The organism is Rhodoferax aquaticus, from assembly GCF_006974105.1.
Lineage (GTDB): Bacteria > Pseudomonadota > Gammaproteobacteria > Burkholderiales > Burkholderiaceae_C > Allorhodoferax > Allorhodoferax aquaticus_A.
The window spans coordinates 3903189-3918919 of sequence record NZ_CP036282.1 but is presented as its reverse complement, the minus strand read 5'-3'; the positions used below and the strand labels follow the sequence as shown (position 1 = coordinate 3918919).

The following is a 15731-nucleotide window of genomic DNA, read 5'->3' as shown; positions in this document are numbered from 1 at the left end:
AGCCCTATTTAGTTGCGCGCCTGGAGAGGTCAAGCGCCACGGCCTGAAGGCGTGCTATTGGCAACGTCTCCAGTGAAATCGGTGAGCAGTGCAGGGCCAGACTGATCGAGACCATCATTCGATCCCACATTTGCAGCCTGGCCCACGGGCTGTGGGGATGTCGCAGTTCCAGCAGGCATCCGTCCAGCAGCAAATTGGTCAAACTCTTCCTGGCTAATAACGCCATACCGAACCTGGGCAACCAATGCAATCAGTACCACCCGCTCTTCAATCAGTTGCAGATCGTGAGGGCTTAGCTTGCCAAAAATGTCCAGGTCAAGAACTGCCTGGGGCAGCTTGGTGCCGTCACATTCAAAGGAATCGCAGTGCCGCATGGTCATGGCGTAACGAAAGTCGGAGTCGCTCACCAGTAGCTTGGATGCGCCACCAACAGAGACAACACGCTCTGCCAGTCGCGCAGCAATGCGCTCATCGGCCACTGTGGTCTCACGCATTTTTACCGTTCGGTATCGCAGCAGTTTTCCGCCAGACTCGACGGGCAGCCCATCAACCAGAGTGAGGGCAAATAGGTCGTCAATGGATGACGACACAACAGTGGGGGTGCTTTGTGGGTTCATGGCATGCAGTGTCATTGCGCACGCCGATTGGGTCATGGTGAAATACTTCACCCCCACAACGTAAAAGGGCGGGAGCACTTTTCAGTGCCCCGCCCAGTGCCCTTTAAGTCGGCCCGACTATTCGCCACCCCCTGCGAATTTCTACATTACAACCACTGCAATTCAGCATTCAAGATGAATTGAATATCCACGGTGCCCGCGCCAATATCCCCCATCTCGCCAAAGGTCGCCTTGGGTGCCAGGCACTTGCGGCCGGTAAAGCTGTCACGCATGGCCAGCTGCACATTGCTCATACCCGAATAGGTTCTCGGGTCGTTTGCAGCCGCCCATTGCAGCTTGGCTTTCAAGATGCGGGGCACCCGAGAACGGTACACAAAGTCATCGCCACTGGCCGACAGCTTGGGGTCGTTCTTGAATCCGGCCGCACCCGACAAGGATGCAGAGCTGTCCTCAAACGCAATCGCCAGTCCATCCACGATGATCGTGTCGATATGAAATAGTTGGTTTTCACCTGCCATGTTTTTCTCCTGGTAGTTTCAATCAGATCAGACCTGACCGGCCACCACGTTGCTGGTGATTTCGGTTTGGTAGTGCTGGGTCAGGATGACGGGCTCATCCATGATCTTCAGCTTGCCGTTGGGCGCATCAATTTCCGCGTTCAGCGTGGAGATGTAATACGGCATGTTCTGGCACAGACCGGCATCGCAGAACAGCTTGTACAGACCCACCATGATTTCCTTGGCCAGATCCACCGTCATGATCTTCTGACCAGGAATCGGCTGTGTCACATACTGCGCCAGCTTGTAGCCCGCGTTGTTGTATTTGTTCTGGAACTCGGTCACCCGATACCAGCGGTAATAGCTCATGGTCTTGAGCCAGCACATCTCAGCCATGCTGCGGTCAGGCGCACCGCCTGGGCTGGTCTTGTAGTTGGTCACCATACGGAACAAGCTGCCCGTGTAATCGGCGGCAATGTTCAAAGGCGACCCACCCTTGACCAGCAGATTGTTGATGCTATCCACCAGGAAGCCATTGCCCTGGGTCGGCCCCTTGTAGCCCACCAGCTTGGCCGTAGGGCCTACAGCCGGGTCAATGGCGGCGCTGCTTTCAATGGCTGCCCCGGCCATGGAAGCTGTCTCCCACGGGTTGGTGATGTCATTGGTGGTGCAGATGGTGTGCACATGCGGGCTGTTGCGTGTGTTCAACCACGTGGTGATCGTGGCTTCAGTGCCGCGCATGCTGGTCACCACCATGGCATCCTGCATGTTGTTCTGCAGCCAGCGCGCTGCCAACTCCGTTTCAAACAGAACCATATTGGTGCTGTCCGTGAACGGGTTCACGATCTCAGTGGCACGGTACAGGTTCATCGCCACGATCACGGGCGTCACATCCGGAATCACCGCGCCTGCAGCCATGGCGGGAATGGTCAGCGTTACGCCCAAGGCCAAGGCATCGTCCGGGTAGTAGGTGCTACGCAGACTGATGTCATTGCCGCTAGGTCCACCCCAACGGGCTGTCAGTGTTACTGTGCTGGCCGCCACCGAGGCAGTGACCGGCAGCTTGGCCGCAGCGTTAATCGCATTGCCCAGCTTGGTCGCAATGGTGGCCGACGTATCGGCAGTGGTCACTCCGGTGCTGATGCGCTCATCGCCGATGTACATCATCACCTCGCCACCCACAGTGGGCGTACCCGCCACCACCACGGCACTGGTGGCCTTGACGGCAGAGCCACCTTCGGCGATGGCGATCACGTCGATGGGCAAGCCCAGATCAGCGTTGGCCTTGGCATCGCGCCACATCGCCAGCAGCATGGAGCCTTCACCCAGCCGAGCAATGGCATCCGGTTCATTGCTGATCGTCGTCAGGGTATTGACTGCCAGCGATCCGGCTGCCAGCTTGTGGCCCACCAGGAGCAAGCGCCGTGGCATGCCACGCATACCGCGAATCGCGCGGGAAAAGTCGATCTTCCCGGCCACAAAGGGCACCAGAAAGTTCAAGCTCATCAAATTGGAAATAGCCATGGGTTGCTCCGTTCAGGTAGTTTTCAAATGGGGGCTGCAGGGGGCTTGAACGCCCTTTAAACGCGCACCAGGTCGCCGTCAGCCAGGCGGCGCAAGGTGGTCACAGTGACCGTCTGCAACGTGGGCGTGCCGGGCTCAAAGTCCAGACCGGTTTCGTTGTTGATCAGCTCCAGGCCGTCAGCGACCTGGACTTGAATCATTTCACCCAGGCGGGGTGGCGCTTGGGTTGCAGTAGCCGCATCGGTGGCAGCGTCAGTGTTTGCTCGTGTCTCAGTCTTGGCCATGGGGTTCTCCAGTTAAGTGTTGACAGGGAAGGTGATCTTTTCGGTCACCGTTATGGGGGTAGTCCCGGATGCAGTTGCAGCCGGTTCAGTAATACGGGCGGTGTCTTCAATGGCCACGCTCAGCCAGTCAATCAGCGTCGGGGCACCGCTGACGCTGGTCAGCACGGGTTTGACCGCCTGATTCCAGTCCACCAGCCAGACCGACTGGCCCAGTCGATCCACCGGCTGGCTGTAAAGGTTCTCGCAAGCAGCGTCGTCCTCAAGCGGCCCCACGGTAATGGGCAGGCCGCCCGAGTTGTCCGGCATCCATTGGCGCATCACCAGGCACAGCTTCTCTGACAGCGCCATGCCCAGACGCATGCGCTGATCTCGCTTGGCATGCTTTGCCACCACGAAAGCAGCCACGCGCACATTGCGGCTGTACTTGCCACTCAGGCGGTGGCCATCGTGCAGGGGTTGCCAGCCCAACACCGTGACAAAGATGGCCGGGCAGTTGTAGCTCACCTTCTCCATCTCGGCCGTATTGAACTCGCCCCCATAGGGCTGCACGGTCACCACCTCGGCCTTGGTGAAGGCGGCGCGGATATAGGCTTGCACCTGGTCAAGCAATGCCGTGCTCATTGCATGGCCTCAATCGCCTCTACCAGGTAGGCACCAATGCGGCGCTGCTGGCGTTCACCCACACCCATTACGGGGCGGGCTGTAATCTTGGTTTTGTGGCCACGGCCGGTTTCACCACCGAAGTGATGAATGGCGGCATAGACCTTATTGGAGCCAACAACGACACCACCACGCGCCAACTGAAACACGTAGCTGTCATACAGATGGTGGTCCTTGATCAGCGTCTTTCCAGCGCGCTTGATCGCCGCTTTGCTCTGGGGCATGGGCGAACCATCAAACAGACGCTGGCGGTCAAAGTTGTCCTGGATATCGCCTACCAAGTACTCACCAATTTCACGGCGAGCAGCAGTCCATTCCCGGCGTGCTGACAGGCGCGCCAGGTGCGCCAAAATGGGGCCAGCGCCAGATTTAAATACAAGTGCGGTGCCAGCCATCACCAGCTCCTGGTGGGCGGGAATGCGCCCCAGTTGAAGGCGCTGGCTGCTTGGCCAGTTCGCACGCGGCCGCGCCCAGGAACCTCATCACCTGCGCTGGTAACCAAGGTCACCTTGCCGGACTGGATGTCCTTTAGCCAGGTGCGCCACCGATCTGCAATGTCCACAATGCGCTCGGTCACGTTGTCCGAGTCATCAGCAACACCCTCGCGTACCAGGGCGATGCAGCACTCTTCTAGCGTACCTGCATTTGCATCATTGACCGACAGGGGCAAGGTCACAGCACCACGCAGGTAGCCGTCCATGAAGTTGCTGACGGTCACCAGCTTGCGCGTGATGCGATCTTTGGCGGCATTGGCTGCCGCCTGTTCGGCCACGCTGGGTGTGCCGGTCCACGACCCGGCCAGCGCATCACTCAGCAACTGGCTGGTGAGCAACTGCTGCTCATCCGCCAGGAGCTGGGTGGTTTCATCCAGGCCGTATTCCTGGATGAAGCGCTGTGGGGTCGCGTAGGCCATGGCCGCTTACTTCTTCTTGGTGGAAGTAGCCACTGCCTTGGTGTCGCCACCTTCACCACTGGTGCCAGTGCCGTCAGTACCATCGCCGCCGCCATCGGCAGCAGCAACGGGTTCGTCCAGCTTCACAGCGCCAACTTCAAGCAGGGGCTTTGCCTGGGCTTCAGGCAGCTCCAGTTTGTCGCCAGCGTCTTGGCCGGGGCCGTACTTCACACCATCGTGCTCTACCGCCACCAGGGCGATCAAAGCAATCAAAACAAGGTTCTTTGCCATGTCGAATCTCCGTTAAGTTGAAAATGTTGGTTATGGGAAGAGGCGCAGACCGCCCCTTCTCATGAAGCACCTGGCGGCTTACGCCACCGCGTTTTGGAAGATGTAGCCCAGCGCCGAGGCACTGACCACTTCTTTGACGGACTCGGCCACGCGCACACGCTGCGAGCCACGGATGCCCATCTTGGGCTCGGGGATGTCGCCAGCCACCTTGTCACCCCACTGGGCGGTGAAGCCCCAGCAAGGCTGCTGAGCCATGGCCGCTTCCTTGTCCACGTAGAGGAAGGAGGCATGCTTGCCCCAGACGCGCTGGTTGTTAACAGCCTGGCCCTTTTTCGCGGTGTTCACGAAACCTGCGCCCACCACCACCTTTTGGATTTCCAGCACCTGGGCGAGTTGATCGCGGGTAACCACGCCGCCAGTCTGCGCAGTGCCAAACACGGCTTGCACGATCTTCGGGTGCTGACGCAGCTTGGTGAAGGTTGCCTGACCGAACACAGCCACGTTGGGGCGGTAGATCGGAATGTCCAGCGCAGCCAAGATGGCATCCAGCGGGTTGCTGTTGGCGAAGTCAGACCACTGGCTAGTGCCGGACAGCGTTGCCTGGTTGCCAGCGGCATAGTTCGCAGTGTTGAAAACCTTGGCTGCCACACGCACCTCGCGGTCCAACTGGATCAGCTTGGTAGTCAGCATGGTGCTCACATCCAGGGGATTCAGCGGGCCACCGCGCTGTGGCTTGACCATGGAGTTGAACGCCTCGATCTCATCGTTGGGCACCACATCATCCAGGCCGTAGTCCAGCACTTCGTCATTAACCAGCGTACCGGTGAAGTCCACCTCGGTCGGAACGCTCTTGCGGCCCACCAGTGTTTGCGGAACGGTGAAGCCCTGTGCCACGTCGTAGTTCGACCAGGCGAACTTCTTGGCCGTGGGAATACGGGGCATCACGTCATCAGCGATCAGCGCCGTGGCCGGGTTGGAATACACCATCGCAATGGCGGTCAACGTCGGATTGATGGGGAAGGCGGTAGTTGCCATGGTTTCTCCTGAAATATGAAAAGGGACTGGAAAAGGTCTGGTGGAGCCAGCCCACCGGGCTGGCTATTCGCTTTAGCCCTGGACCGATCCAGGCTCAATGACGAAGCGGATCACGTCACCAGCAGCAGTGGCGGACTCATCAGCGACCCCGATGATTCGGTTGTTCACACCTGCAGCAGGCGCAGCGGTCACCGCGCGGCCGACAGCGTCAGAGGTAATCAGGGAACCGCGCGTGATGGCGGCACCAGCCTCCACCCAGGCAATACCCACGCGAACCACGTCAACGCGCTCACCGGTTGCAATGCCTGCGGGCATTTCGTTGACCACACCGATGATGGAATCGGTGGCGGCAGTAGCCACGGCAACGTTACGGTCACCTGTGCCGAACTTGACCAGGCGGTTATTGGAAATGGCAGCGTCAGCGATGAAGTTCACTGCCAGCAAGGGATTAGCCATGTATTTCTCCGAGAGTTAAAGGGTTGTGGTTGAGATCAGGCGGTGCGAGAAGACACGTGCGCCACCGCCTCGGGCAGGGACACGGTCAGACCCTTGTTGGTCTGTTCTTTCATGTACTGGCGTGCACGGTCGGCAATCTGGCCAGCGTCATTCATGTCCAGGTCAGCGCCTTGATTGCCACCCAGATTCGACTGATTGCCCAGCTTGACCACGGGTTTGCGTTTGGCCATGAAGTCGGCAAAGAACTGGGCCGGGGTCTTCTTCACGTCCGATTTGTCGGCGGCGCTGAATGAGAACTCGCCAGCAGCACCTTCAATGGATGCCATGAATTCAGCAAGGCCCTCTACCTCGGCTGGGGTGACCACGCCGCCAGCAGTCCAGCCAGCGATCTGGGTGGTAATGCGTTCAGATTGACGCTCACTGCGCAGTTGGGTCAGCTCGGTCTGGCTTGCCGCAAATTCGGCAGCCGCCTTGTCTTCGGCTTCCTTGCGGGCCTTGGCCGCTGCAGCGTCCAGCTGCTCCTGGGTAAAGGACATAGAACCTCCTGGGTTGTCATGTTGAGAAAAGGGGGTGAGGCCGTCATCGACTTCAGTGCGGGCAGCGGCCTTGACGCGCTCACCGGCATCCGCAATGGACTGGATGCGCCAGTTGGGCAGCGCAGCATCGGCCGCCTCAATGCCATCCTTGGCAATCATTTGTTCACGCAGGCCACGCAGCAACTCGGCCGTGTCGCTCAACGCATAACCAACGTCCCAGTCTTCGGCATCGAATTCATAGGCGTCCACCTCGGCGCTGTAGTCCAGCGGAGCCAGGCCATCAATCGCGGGGGGCGCAGCGCCAAGCCAGCCCACGTGGCGCAAACGCCAGCCCGCGTCCTTGTCCTGGAACACCGAGACCGAGCGATTGCGGTACGCACCACTGTCCACACTGGCCGCAAAGGCCGGGTTGACGTCTTCAAACTTGACGAACAGGGATGCGCCCTCGCGCTTCGCACCTTCGGGCTTGACCCAGCCATAGGCCGGATCGTTGTGCTTGGGGTGCCCCAGCACGGCGGGGGCAGCGCCCAGTGCCAGGTTGCTCACCATCTGATCCAGGTCAGCTTCGGTGAAGGTGCAGCCACGGCCCTTACTGTCGGTATGCGTTCCAGCGCGGAACACTTCGATCCAGTCGGAGAGGCCCTTGAATTGGTGTGCCGATAGGCTTGCTTGTGTCATGCCCCGCACTTTGCCGGGCAGGGTCAACTACGTCATGGTGAAACGCTTCACCAAATCAAGAACAGGGAGGGGTTTGGAAACAGGCCCGTGGCGGGCTTTGAGGCGTTGCGGGCTCCCGATGTACCGGGCTGGGCTCCACAAGCGGTTTTAAACGGGTTTGTGCCGTTTTTAAACGGGGTTCAACCCATCAGGCCCGGCGTGAACCCAGGCCAAAGGGGTCATTTGCCTGGCCAGCGTGATTTACCGGGTCGGAATCTGGCTCTGCAAACATATCAATGGTAAACGTATCTGCCCCGTTTGCGTCACCGCCCAGGATGTTGATCACATGCCTGCGGCTGTAGCCCGTGGCTTCCGCCGTCTCATCCACAGTCAGACCCTGCTCTCGACATTGGCGCACCTGGCTGTGGCGCAACTCACGCAGGTAGGCATCGCCCTTGGGTAGGTCAATCGTCTCACCGCCATATTCATCCACCAGGCGTTCAAAGGCCACAGCACCCAAGGCCATGCGCAGCGGGTGGTCCTCGCGGGCCTTCTTGGGCACCGACACGCGCGCACCACCATGCAGGCCGATCAGGCGCAGTGCATCGGTGTCACCCAACACGCGCGCCAGCTCGCGCAAGCCTTCTGGCAGTGCCTCCGGCTTGATGGTCAGGATGGGGGCGGCAGATTTCACAGCGTATTTGCCTCCACCCGTTCACCCCATGCCTTCATCTCTTCGATCAGCTTGTTCAATTGCATGGTGTCTGCAAACCGCAGTGCGTCAAACGGACCGATCTTGCCGTGGGACGCTTGGCGCTTGCACCATGCCTCCACGGCCTGCAGGCATGCGGCCGGACTCTCAGGGCGATCTACAGCACCCACCTCGGCCAAGGCCCACCACATGGCCTTGAGCTTGCGCACCTGGGGCCGCTCTTCACGCAGTGCACCCGCGCTCTTGGGCTTGGCCGCACGGCCTGGCTTCTGTACGCCCATGCGCTGGGCCAGCTTGTCCATGTGCGTGCGCACCACCACCTGCTCGGCCGTGGTCATATCCTTGCAGCTCGACTTGCCAACCAGGTTGACCAGGAGCGCGCGGTAGTCGTCTTCCTGCAGCTTGAACAGGCCCTTGAGGACGTGGATGGCGGCGGTGTGGTTCATCGGCTTGCCTGCACTCATGCGAGCAGCCCCCTTTGATCTAGCCCGCCGACCGCACGATTTAGTTGAGCGCGCTTCCCCGCTTGTCGTCCCTCCCAAGAATCGTTATGACTTACGTTGCGTCCCTTGGCCCGGTCCTTGACCTTAGCGCTTGCCAGATCTGGGTAGTGCTCTGCCATGTACTGCTCAATTAGGTGCTGATTGCGCTCGGTGCCTGCGAATCCTTCCACCAGGCTGCGCACGCCATAGACCCAGCCAAGCGCAAACTCATCACCACGTGCGGTCTTGGTGATGGGCTTGCAGTTCTTCGGCTGCTTGCGGATGTGGGTCAGTCGGTCACGCGCACATTGACGCGATAACACATCGTATGCATAGCCAGCAACCTGCGGTGCCGCTCCGATGCCTACAAAGACGTAGTCGCGCTTTCTGATCAGGTCACGCGAACGAGTCAGGTGACGACTGGACTTCGACAGGTGATCGCAGCCAAACGCCTCTGCAATCATGTAGGCCAGGGTTGTCTCCCACGGCGTGATGGAATTGAGCCGGGCCGGGGCAGATGCCTCCATAACATCGGCCAGGCTGACATCGGTTTCCGTCAGGTTGTGTTCGGCCATCAACTTTTGGGCCTGACGCATCGCTGCGGCAGCCTCATGCGGGTTGCTGGACTTGGCCAGCGCGAGGCACTTCTTGATCTTCGATAGGGCTTGTTCTCGATTCATGCGTTTCTTTCACTTTGTTCAAGCCCCCATCAACGGAGGTTTGAAAAAAGCCCCCGGCCGAGGCCGAGGGTAAAAATCAATGGCGGCCCGCACCGCTCAATTGATCAGGGAGAATTTCGATTCAGTGGATGGCAGCGAACTCGGCCCACAGTTGTTTGGCAGCAGCAGCCCAGCAAGCGCGATCACTGTGTGGCAGCTTTTCCCAAGCTGGTGCATTCACCCCAATGAGCCGTTGCAATTCCTTGGTGTGTGCCTCGTAGGCGGCTTGTGCAAGCTGGTCAAAGGTCTTCACGCCGCCACCTCGGTATCCACCTCAAACGGCACAATCACAAAGTCCTCCACGCCAGTGACGATGGACACACCAGGCACGCCCTTGGCCTTTTCCGGCTCATTGAGCATGGCTTCCTTGTTGATTTCTTCCTTGGAGCGAATGAAGGCATTCATGCCCATGTTTTTGAGCCACGCGATAACGGCATCCACACCGGTGACCTTCACGCTGGGCGGGCGCTGACGCCACTGCACTTCACCGGTTACCAGGTTGGCCGTCTTGCCTTTGCCGCACAGTTCTTCGCGGTTGGCTTCGCAATAGATTTGCACGCCCTTTTGCAGGCTAGCAACCTGCTCTTGCAGGTCTTTCAGCATGGGTGCAGCAGCGTCTGTGAGCTTGGCTACCTGGTCATTGAGGTCAGCACTCACACGACCATGCTCGCGCTGCAGATCGCCGATCTTGCGGATGTCGCTTTGCACCTGCGCCATGGTTTGGGGTGCGTCTGCGGCTTTGGTTTTGATACGGGTTGCCATTTCAGTTTCCTTTTTCAGTTGATAAATCGTTGGTCGGGATGGGTGCACGCTTGCGAATGGCCGCAATCTGCTCACGTATCGCAGCAGGCATGGGCGCTGCGCGCTTGGTGTCTGCATCAATCTTGGCCAGCACCGGGTCACGTCCGCCGTACACCTGGTCAAGCGCATCACCGATAGCCATGGGCTGGCCCTTGACCGTCACAGTGGCATTGGTCGGTCCATGCTTGCGGCCCGCTTCAGATTCGCGCTCTTGTGCAGCCTCGGTGCGGTCAGCCATGCGCATCAGCGTGGCGTAGAGGTAGCCATTGCCATCCAAGGGCAAGGACAGCGTGCCTTTATCCTGGGCATCGAACACGGCCTGCAGCGCAGCCTTCCATGCATCAGGCCCAACCACCCAGGTGCGGCCATTGCGCTCAATAGCAGTGCGCTGGATATCAGGCACCAGTTCACCCAGCAGCTTGGCCAGCTTGTCCATGCGCAGTTTTTGTTTGGGCGGCTTGTGCAGACGCAGGTAACGAACCACTTGGCTACCCAGTGGGAAGCTGATCGTCACAACGTTGGCAATCAAGCGGCGCACCTGGTCGTCGTCCACCATGCGCATGAGCAGCGCATCCATACTTTCTTCAGCCCCACACACGGGGCAGGTGTTGATCAATGCGGCGGCGCTCATGGGTGCGGCCCCATCAGCCAGGCTGCGACATCGGCCATGGCCGCATTGGCTTTGCCCATAAATGCACGTACCGGCGACTGGCGACGGTAGGGGCCATCAATCACACCAGGAGCAAAGGGCATGGGACGCACCTCGCAGTCGGCACAGGCGGGCTTGCGGTTCTGGCACAGGCCCAGCTCCAGGCAGGTGCGTGGCGTACGGGAAGTGGCGCGGATTGGAGTGGTTTGAGTCATGCTGCAGCCCTCCGGCCACGGGCTACCGTCACGCTCACCACCAGGGCTTCTGGGAAGAGTTCAATGGCGCGGTCCAAGGCATCCCAGCTATTGGGGTACAGGCCTGTGTGATCGCCACGCGAGCCATCGGGCATCTTGATCACTACATGGCAGCGCTTGAGCTGCACGGTCTGGCCTGTGGTGTGGAACACGGGTGGGGTGTAAGGCAGTAGGGCGAGCATTACTTGCCTCCCTGCTCAGCGCGGGGCTTGGCCATGAACAGCACCTTGGCCGCGATCTTCTCAATCAGCGGGCTGCTCAACGGCAGGCTACCCATGCCGTAGTCCTTGACGGCCGGTATCAGGTTTTCATTCAGCACACGGGCGCTGCCATCGCAATAGGCCCAGAGCGTGTCCAGCACCTCATCGCTCAACTCACCGGCATCTGCAAGGGCCGTGCGCGCCATGTCATCGGCATCGTCGCGGCTGATGCGCTGAATAGTCTCTGGCCACATGCCAACGCGGCTGCGAATCTGGTCAAACTGACCGTGCTGCGGCTTGATCAGGTTGGTCAGCTTCTCGGTGCCCACCAGCACCACGCCCACCTGGGCCATGTCACGCAGGCGGCGCAGGTGCTCCAGGGCGCTGCTGCTCATCTTCTCGGCCTCATCGGCAATCACCACATAGTTGGTGCCCTTGAGCACACGCACCAGCTCGCGGAACTTGCGGTCCAGGCCTGCAGGCACCGCGTTGTTCAGTTGCTCCAGCAACTCCGTCATAAGCACGCCGGGTGTCATGTTGGGGCTGACCTCCACCAGGAGCGTCATGGGGTGGGTCTCGCAGTACTCACGGCAGCAGCGGCTTTTGCCCACACCCACGTAGCCGGTGATCACGCCAAAGTTCTGGTGCTTGCGGGTGCGGTCCAGCACCACGCCCATCAGCTTGTGCACACTGCCACGCACATAGCCCGGCGTGCCGTCCTTCAGGCGCTCGCCTTCCACTTCCAGCACCGACAGCATCTGGTTGAGCTGGCGGGTGGGACTGCTGACGTATTTGCCACTCAGAATCTGGCTCAGCGTGCCTGAGGGGATGCTGGCCTTCTTGCTCAGCCAGGCGCGGCTTTTCTTGTTTTCTTCCAGCCACTTCAGGACAGCCTCTACCTTGGACCGGTCCTGGTCCGTGTAGATGCTGGCCGCTGCGGGCATGCCAGGCAGTGCGTTTTGGGTTCTATGGGCGGGGGTGCTCATTTGTCATTCCTCCAAGTCAAAAGGTCGATGTCAATCACGTCATTGCCCTTGGGCGTGGGCAAGGCCGGGGTGGGGTGCAGCGCTTCGATGGCGGCAAATTGGTCGGTGGCTTCCACCGGGTCGTCGCGGCGGCGGGTGGCTTCGTCCACCTTGCGCTGCAGTCGCTTGAGCTGGCCCTGCAGGCGGCGGTCGCGGCCTTCCTCCAGGCGGCTGGTGGGCAGCACGCCGATCTTGTTGACCAGCTTGGCTTCCACGATGAAGCGGCCCTTCTTGTCGAAGCACCACACGCGGTTGTCGTGGTGCAGGTCGTACTCCACGTCCAGCTTCTGCGCATCGAACAAGGCCAAGGCCTCGGCGTAATAGAAGCGGTTGTGCAGGCGCACCGTCTGGCGGCTGACCGTGCACTCTTCGCGGGGGCGGGCAATGGCATCCATGCTCAGCTCCACCGGCACCGGGCGCAGCTCGTTCCATACCTGGTTGGGTGTGCGTCCGTCCAGCTTGTCCTGCGGCTGGTTGTGGTAGTGCTCCAGCCATTGAGTGAAGCTGTCCACATAGGACTTGAGGCTGGGCAACTCACGGCGACCCATGGCCAGATCGGCGCTCAGGCGGCGGTTCACCTCGGGGGCCATGTCATCGCCGCAGTACACATTGCCGCCCGCATAGAACTTATCGTGCTTGTCACGCACTGTGCGGAAGAAGCGCTCAATCCAGCCCTTGCCATGCGGGTTGCCAGGCAGCGCGCCGATCACGCCGATGTCAAAGCGGGCATAGAAGCCGGTGCTCTCATCGGACAGCAGGCGAGCGCGGTAGCCGGGGCCTCGGTCAACGTACACCCAGGCTGGCACATGGTTAAACATGCGCATGGCGTGGCTCAGCGCGAACATGGTGGAGACCGTGCTTTCCGACTCGGACAGCCACCAGCCTGTGATGTAGCTGCTCTTGATGTCGATAAACACCGTCAGTTCGGGCCGGTAGGGTTTGCCGGTGTTGGGGTGCGCCACATAGCAGTCAGCCGTGTGACCGTCGCCTGCGTAGATTTCGCCCACCAGCACTTCGTCCAGGCTGCGGCGCTGGAACTTCTGCCGGGTCAACTGGTGCAGGTGCTTGCCAATGCGTGCGGGGCTGAACTTGCCCAGGGTGGCGGGCAGCGCCTTCAGGTAGCGTTTCACCCGGCTTTCTGAAACGTCTTCAAAGCCCTCTTGAATCAGGCGTGAAGTCACGTCAGCAAAGCCGGGCTTGCCTGGCAGGTTGTACAGGGTTACGGCGCGCTCTTCCCACCCGTAGGCTTGACGCACGCGGCCGGTGTGCTTGGGCAGCAAGGCGTTCTTGCCGTCCCTCATGAAGCCGCTCAGCCAGCGTTTGATGGTGGGCACGCTCATCACGTCCACGACAGCATCACCGGCCAGCATGCTGACCAGGTGCTTGGTCCGCAGATCGGCTGTGCCTGCATCCAGTTGGGACTTGAGCAGCGCCGCTGCATGGTTGATGCTGGCACCGCCATTGATCAGGTCAACCAGCGGCCCAATCAACGACTCGCGCAGGCCCGCCACCCGTCGCGCTTCGTCACTTGCGCATTCCCAAGGGTCCGGGTTCAGCGCCGCAGGAAGATCACTCATCTGGCGGATGTCTTTGGTTAATTTGAGTAGTGCGCCCATAGGTCACCTAAAGGGGGTGGGGTGTCCGACGGGGCTCAGGCCTTGGGAGCGTCCGGCGCTTTGGCGGGACGGCCCTTGCCACGTGGCTTGGCTTGTGCGCGTTCGTGCTCACGCAGGGCCGCTTCGTGCTGGTGCACTGCTGTCAGGCGCGCCCACTCTTCTGCCACCGACTTGATTTCGCTGGCGTCCAGGAAACTCAAGGTGTCGGGCTGGCTGCGCAGGCGCTTGGCGCTATCGCCCATGGCCTCGGCAAAGCTCTTGATGCTGCCGTCCACCAGCTCACGCACCGCCAGCAGGCCGGAGAGTCCCAAGCGCAGGGTGGGCTCAACCCATTCGGCGGCATCGGCGTGGGAGACCAGACCGACCACCTCCACACCAATCGGGTGCAGGGAAGTCACCGCCAGCTCAGCCTTCTTGATCAATGCAGCCAGCTCGGCGCGCACATCGGCCACCACCAGCGGCACCACCATGTCTTCTTCATCGCGGGCGGCGCGGCGCACCTTCTTTTCCATGGCCTTTAGGTCGTTTTGCGCCTTATCACGCTGGGTTCCCAAATCAGTGTTGTGGGCAGCAAGGTCTTCGACCTCTTGCTTGAGTACAGCCTTTTCCCTTGCGTGCCTGGCGATCACTGCCTCAGCGAAATCGATTAGGGCATCCTTGTCGCCAGTTGACGCAACTTCGACCAATGCCTTTTGCTCATCATCTGGAAGCCTGCGGAATTGCCGAAGCTCGCGGTAGCCAATCCCAATCCGCGTCATCATTTCAAGCGCGTTCTCGCCAAATGCCTTGACGTTCTTGATGTCCTCATCGGCCTTGTCAACAGACACGCCGAGGAGGCCGCAGAACTCTTGCCATGTTCCGCGCAACTCCGAACCGTTCGGAGTACTCATACCGCTAAGTTGTTGATATAGCTTGTTTTCTTTGACGATAGCTATCTTGGAGACTCCGAACGTTCGGAGAAATTCACCGGCTGCATTGAGTGCCTGTGCTTGGCCCAGCAGTTGATTCAAAAGATCACGGCCTGCGCCGCCGTTTTCGCCATTGATCGCCACTTCATTCTTTTTTGCCATCATTCATCCTTTTGATTGGTGTCGGGTTTTTGCAATTACCAATTGCGTCTGTGCCTTCGCGTTCTCAACGCGTAAATACAGAAGAGCCGCCTGGCCCATCCCTTTGGCTAAATCAGCCGCTTGCTGGGTGGCCGCTTCTGCGTTGAATTGACTGGGTTTGATACTTAGCTTTTCGCAAATAAAGGCAACCACCTCTGCGCCTAGCTCTTGCCAGTCATTCGCAAATCCAGCGTCTTTGCTCATGCCGCACCCCGGTTGGTTTCTTTCACCAGCGGCTTCATCACTACTTTGGTGGGTACAAAGTGCTTGCTTCCCAATGGCAGCTTGGTCGCCATGTCGGCAAGCACGTTGAGTTGCTGCGCCATCTGGCGTAACTCGCCGGGGCGAATCTCTAGTCCGTTGAAGGGCTGGCCATCAAGCACCACCAGCGGCTGACCATGGCGGTCTTTGGTCAGTGTGGCGGCGATGATCACGCTGCAATCCGTCCGTCCCACACACCCATCGTCCGGCCACGTTTATTGGCGGGGGCGTCGTAAACGGGCCGACCGGTGATCTTTTGAAGCTCAGCTTCCACGCGGGCGCTGCGTACCTTTTTATTCACCACTTGAGCGATGTGGCCCGTGGTCATACCGAGATAGCGGGCAATCGCGGCTTGATTTGTTCCCGCTTTCTCTATCGCTGCTTTAATATCTGCTGGCTCCATGTTCTTGCCCTTTCCTATTAAGTTTTGAACATGGGTAAAACTATAACGCAC

General features: G+C 59.8%; 25 protein-coding genes. All 25 read right to left on the bottom strand.

Features of this window, described 5'->3' with window-relative positions; genetic code table 11:
• Nucleotides 1-29 precede the first annotated feature (29 nt).
• Complete coding sequence (locus tag EXZ61_RS18105) at nucleotides 30-617, bottom strand: phage tail assembly protein (RefSeq protein ID WP_142813088.1); 588 nt, start codon at nucleotides 615-617, stop codon at nucleotides 30-32.
• 146 nt (nucleotides 618-763) lie between these two features.
• Nucleotides 764-1135, bottom strand: a complete 372-nt coding sequence (locus EXZ61_RS18100) for a hypothetical protein (protein ID WP_142813087.1) — start codon at nucleotides 1133-1135, stop codon at nucleotides 764-766.
• Nucleotides 1136-1162: 27 nt separating this feature from the next.
• Nucleotides 1163-2638 carry a phage tail protein gene (locus tag EXZ61_RS18095; RefSeq protein WP_142813086.1) on the bottom strand — a complete coding sequence of 492 codons (1476 nt, stop codon included), beginning with the start codon at nucleotides 2636-2638 and terminating at the stop codon, nucleotides 1163-1165.
• A 56-nt stretch (nucleotides 2639-2694) separates the two neighbouring features.
• On the bottom strand, nucleotides 2695-2922 hold the full coding sequence (locus EXZ61_RS18090) for a hypothetical protein (protein ID WP_142813085.1): 228 nt from the start codon (nucleotides 2920-2922) through the stop codon (nucleotides 2695-2697).
• A 12-nt stretch (nucleotides 2923-2934) separates the two neighbouring features.
• Nucleotides 2935-3543 carry a phage protein Gp37 gene (locus EXZ61_RS18085; RefSeq protein WP_142813084.1) on the bottom strand — a complete coding sequence of 203 codons (609 nt, stop codon included), beginning with the start codon at nucleotides 3541-3543 and terminating at the stop codon, nucleotides 2935-2937.
• Nucleotides 3540-3977, bottom strand: a complete 438-nt coding sequence (locus tag EXZ61_RS18080; RefSeq protein ID WP_142813083.1) for a phage virion morphogenesis protein — start codon at nucleotides 3975-3977, stop codon at nucleotides 3540-3542. Before EXZ61_RS18080 ends, EXZ61_RS18085 begins: the two co-directional genes overlap by 4 nt.
• On the bottom strand, nucleotides 3977-4495 hold the full coding sequence (locus EXZ61_RS18075; protein WP_142813082.1) for a phage protein Gp36 family protein: 519 nt from the start codon (nucleotides 4493-4495) through the stop codon (nucleotides 3977-3979). The genes EXZ61_RS18080 and EXZ61_RS18075 overlap by 1 nt, the downstream gene beginning before the upstream one ends.
• A 6-nt stretch (nucleotides 4496-4501) precedes the next feature.
• On the bottom strand, nucleotides 4502-4765 hold the full coding sequence (locus EXZ61_RS18070) for a hypothetical protein (RefSeq protein WP_142813081.1): 264 nt from the start codon (nucleotides 4763-4765) through the stop codon (nucleotides 4502-4504).
• 78 nt (nucleotides 4766-4843) lie between these two features.
• Nucleotides 4844-5800 (bottom strand): major capsid protein, encoded by a 957-nt coding sequence (locus EXZ61_RS18065; protein ID WP_142813080.1) that lies wholly within the window; start codon nucleotides 5798-5800, stop codon nucleotides 4844-4846.
• A gap of 72 nt (nucleotides 5801-5872) precedes the next feature.
• Complete coding sequence (locus EXZ61_RS18060; RefSeq protein ID WP_142813079.1) at nucleotides 5873-6256, bottom strand: capsid cement protein; 384 nt, start codon at nucleotides 6254-6256, stop codon at nucleotides 5873-5875.
• 35 nt (nucleotides 6257-6291) lie between these two features.
• Complete coding sequence (locus tag EXZ61_RS18055) at nucleotides 6292-7470, bottom strand: hypothetical protein (protein ID WP_142813078.1); 1179 nt, start codon at nucleotides 7468-7470, stop codon at nucleotides 6292-6294.
• A gap of 187 nt (nucleotides 7471-7657) precedes the next feature.
• Nucleotides 7658-8143: a hypothetical protein gene (locus tag EXZ61_RS18050; RefSeq protein WP_178084865.1), complete on the bottom strand. Its 486-nt coding sequence runs from the start codon at nucleotides 8141-8143 to the stop codon at nucleotides 7658-7660.
• On the bottom strand, nucleotides 8140-8625 hold the full coding sequence (locus EXZ61_RS18045) for a regulatory protein GemA (RefSeq protein ID WP_142813077.1): 486 nt from the start codon (nucleotides 8623-8625) through the stop codon (nucleotides 8140-8142). The genes EXZ61_RS18050 and EXZ61_RS18045 overlap by 4 nt, the downstream gene beginning before the upstream one ends.
• Nucleotides 8622-9323 (bottom strand): DUF2786 domain-containing protein, encoded by a 702-nt coding sequence (locus tag EXZ61_RS18040; protein WP_142813076.1) that lies wholly within the window; start codon nucleotides 9321-9323, stop codon nucleotides 8622-8624. Before EXZ61_RS18040 ends, EXZ61_RS18045 begins: the two co-directional genes overlap by 4 nt.
• A 121-nt stretch (nucleotides 9324-9444) precedes the next feature.
• A complete protein-coding gene (locus EXZ61_RS21940) occupies nucleotides 9445-9615 on the bottom strand; it encodes a hypothetical protein (RefSeq protein ID WP_168224814.1) in 171 nt (56 codons plus the stop codon).
• Complete coding sequence (locus EXZ61_RS18035; RefSeq protein ID WP_142813075.1) at nucleotides 9612-10124, bottom strand: host-nuclease inhibitor Gam family protein; 513 nt, start codon at nucleotides 10122-10124, stop codon at nucleotides 9612-9614. Before EXZ61_RS18035 ends, EXZ61_RS21940 begins: the two co-directional genes overlap by 4 nt.
• 1 nt (nucleotide 10125) lies before the next feature.
• Entirely contained in the window at nucleotides 10126-10794 is a 669-nt protein-coding gene (locus tag EXZ61_RS18030) for a hypothetical protein (protein ID WP_142813074.1), read from the bottom strand.
• Nucleotides 10791-11027 carry a hypothetical protein gene (locus EXZ61_RS18025; RefSeq protein WP_142813073.1) on the bottom strand — a complete coding sequence of 79 codons (237 nt, stop codon included), beginning with the start codon at nucleotides 11025-11027 and terminating at the stop codon, nucleotides 10791-10793. The genes EXZ61_RS18030 and EXZ61_RS18025 overlap by 4 nt, the downstream gene beginning before the upstream one ends.
• Nucleotides 11024-11248 carry a hypothetical protein gene (locus EXZ61_RS18020; RefSeq protein ID WP_142813072.1) on the bottom strand — a complete coding sequence of 75 codons (225 nt, stop codon included), beginning with the start codon at nucleotides 11246-11248 and terminating at the stop codon, nucleotides 11024-11026. Before EXZ61_RS18020 ends, EXZ61_RS18025 begins: the two co-directional genes overlap by 4 nt.
• On the bottom strand, nucleotides 11248-12252 hold the full coding sequence (locus EXZ61_RS18015) for an AAA family ATPase (RefSeq protein ID WP_142813071.1): 1005 nt from the start codon (nucleotides 12250-12252) through the stop codon (nucleotides 11248-11250). Before EXZ61_RS18015 ends, EXZ61_RS18020 begins: the two co-directional genes overlap by 1 nt.
• A complete protein-coding gene (locus EXZ61_RS18010) occupies nucleotides 12249-13868 on the bottom strand; it encodes a Mu transposase C-terminal domain-containing protein (RefSeq protein ID WP_168224813.1) in 1620 nt (539 codons plus the stop codon). Before EXZ61_RS18010 ends, EXZ61_RS18015 begins: the two co-directional genes overlap by 4 nt.
• 74 nt (nucleotides 13869-13942) lie before the next feature.
• Nucleotides 13943-14980: a hypothetical protein gene (locus EXZ61_RS18005; protein ID WP_142813069.1), complete on the bottom strand. Its 1038-nt coding sequence runs from the start codon at nucleotides 14978-14980 to the stop codon at nucleotides 13943-13945.
• Complete coding sequence (locus tag EXZ61_RS18000; RefSeq protein WP_142813068.1) at nucleotides 14981-15220, bottom strand: hypothetical protein; 240 nt, start codon at nucleotides 15218-15220, stop codon at nucleotides 14981-14983.
• On the bottom strand, nucleotides 15217-15450 hold the full coding sequence (locus EXZ61_RS17995; protein ID WP_142813067.1) for a hypothetical protein: 234 nt from the start codon (nucleotides 15448-15450) through the stop codon (nucleotides 15217-15219). The genes EXZ61_RS18000 and EXZ61_RS17995 overlap by 4 nt, the downstream gene beginning before the upstream one ends.
• Nucleotides 15447-15731 carry a helix-turn-helix domain-containing protein gene (locus EXZ61_RS17990; RefSeq protein ID WP_142813066.1) on the bottom strand — a complete coding sequence of 95 codons (285 nt, stop codon included), beginning with the start codon at nucleotides 15729-15731 and terminating at the stop codon, nucleotides 15447-15449. The genes EXZ61_RS17995 and EXZ61_RS17990 overlap by 4 nt, the downstream gene beginning before the upstream one ends.

Coding starts and splice junctions, on each gene's coding strand:
- EXZ61_RS18105 (WP_142813088.1), bottom strand. CDS start 617: ATGAACCCACAAAGCACCCCCACTGTTGTGTCGTCATCCATTGACGAC.
- EXZ61_RS18060 (WP_142813079.1), bottom strand. CDS start 6,256: ATGGCTAATCCCTTGCTGGCAGTGAACTTCATCGCTGACGCTGCCATT.
- EXZ61_RS18095 (WP_142813086.1), bottom strand. CDS start 2,638: ATGGCTATTTCCAATTTGATGAGCTTGAACTTTCTGGTGCCCTTTGTG.
- EXZ61_RS18075 (WP_142813082.1), bottom strand. CDS start 4,495: ATGGCCTACGCGACCCCACAGCGCTTCATCCAGGAATACGGCCTGGAT.
- EXZ61_RS18015 (WP_142813071.1), bottom strand. CDS start 12,252: ATGAGCACCCCCGCCCATAGAACCCAAAACGCACTGCCTGGCATGCCC.
- EXZ61_RS18000 (WP_142813068.1), bottom strand. CDS start 15,220: ATGAGCAAAGACGCTGGATTTGCGAATGACTGGCAAGAGCTAGGCGCA.
- EXZ61_RS18090 (WP_142813085.1), bottom strand. CDS start 2,922: ATGGCCAAGACTGAGACACGAGCAAACACTGACGCTGCCACCGATGCG.
- EXZ61_RS18070 (WP_142813081.1), bottom strand. CDS start 4,765: ATGGCAAAGAACCTTGTTTTGATTGCTTTGATCGCCCTGGTGGCGGTA.
- EXZ61_RS18100 (WP_142813087.1), bottom strand. CDS start 1,135: ATGGCAGGTGAAAACCAACTATTTCATATCGACACGATCATCGTGGAT.
- EXZ61_RS18010 (WP_168224813.1), bottom strand. CDS start 13,868: ATGAGTGATCTTCCTGCGGCGCTGAACCCGGACCCTTGGGAATGCGCA.
- EXZ61_RS18025 (WP_142813073.1), bottom strand. CDS start 11,027: ATGACTCAAACCACTCCAATCCGCGCCACTTCCCGTACGCCACGCACC.
- EXZ61_RS18065 (WP_142813080.1), bottom strand. CDS start 5,800: ATGGCAACTACCGCCTTCCCCATCAATCCGACGTTGACCGCCATTGCG.
- EXZ61_RS18080 (WP_142813083.1), bottom strand. CDS start 3,977: ATGGCTGGCACCGCACTTGTATTTAAATCTGGCGCTGGCCCCATTTTG.
- EXZ61_RS18040 (WP_142813076.1), bottom strand. CDS start 9,323: ATGAATCGAGAACAAGCCCTATCGAAGATCAAGAAGTGCCTCGCGCTG.
- EXZ61_RS18055 (WP_142813078.1), bottom strand. CDS start 7,470: ATGACACAAGCAAGCCTATCGGCACACCAATTCAAGGGCCTCTCCGAC.
- EXZ61_RS18020 (WP_142813072.1), bottom strand. CDS start 11,248: ATGCTCGCCCTACTGCCTTACACCCCACCCGTGTTCCACACCACAGGC.
- EXZ61_RS18035 (WP_142813075.1), bottom strand. CDS start 10,124: ATGGCAACCCGTATCAAAACCAAAGCCGCAGACGCACCCCAAACCATG.
- EXZ61_RS18085 (WP_142813084.1), bottom strand. CDS start 3,543: ATGAGCACGGCATTGCTTGACCAGGTGCAAGCCTATATCCGCGCCGCC.
- EXZ61_RS18045 (WP_142813077.1), bottom strand. CDS start 8,625: ATGAGTGCAGGCAAGCCGATGAACCACACCGCCGCCATCCACGTCCTC.
- EXZ61_RS18005 (WP_142813069.1), bottom strand. CDS start 14,980: ATGATGGCAAAAAAGAATGAAGTGGCGATCAATGGCGAAAACGGCGGC.
- EXZ61_RS18030 (WP_142813074.1), bottom strand. CDS start 10,794: ATGAGCGCCGCCGCATTGATCAACACCTGCCCCGTGTGTGGGGCTGAA.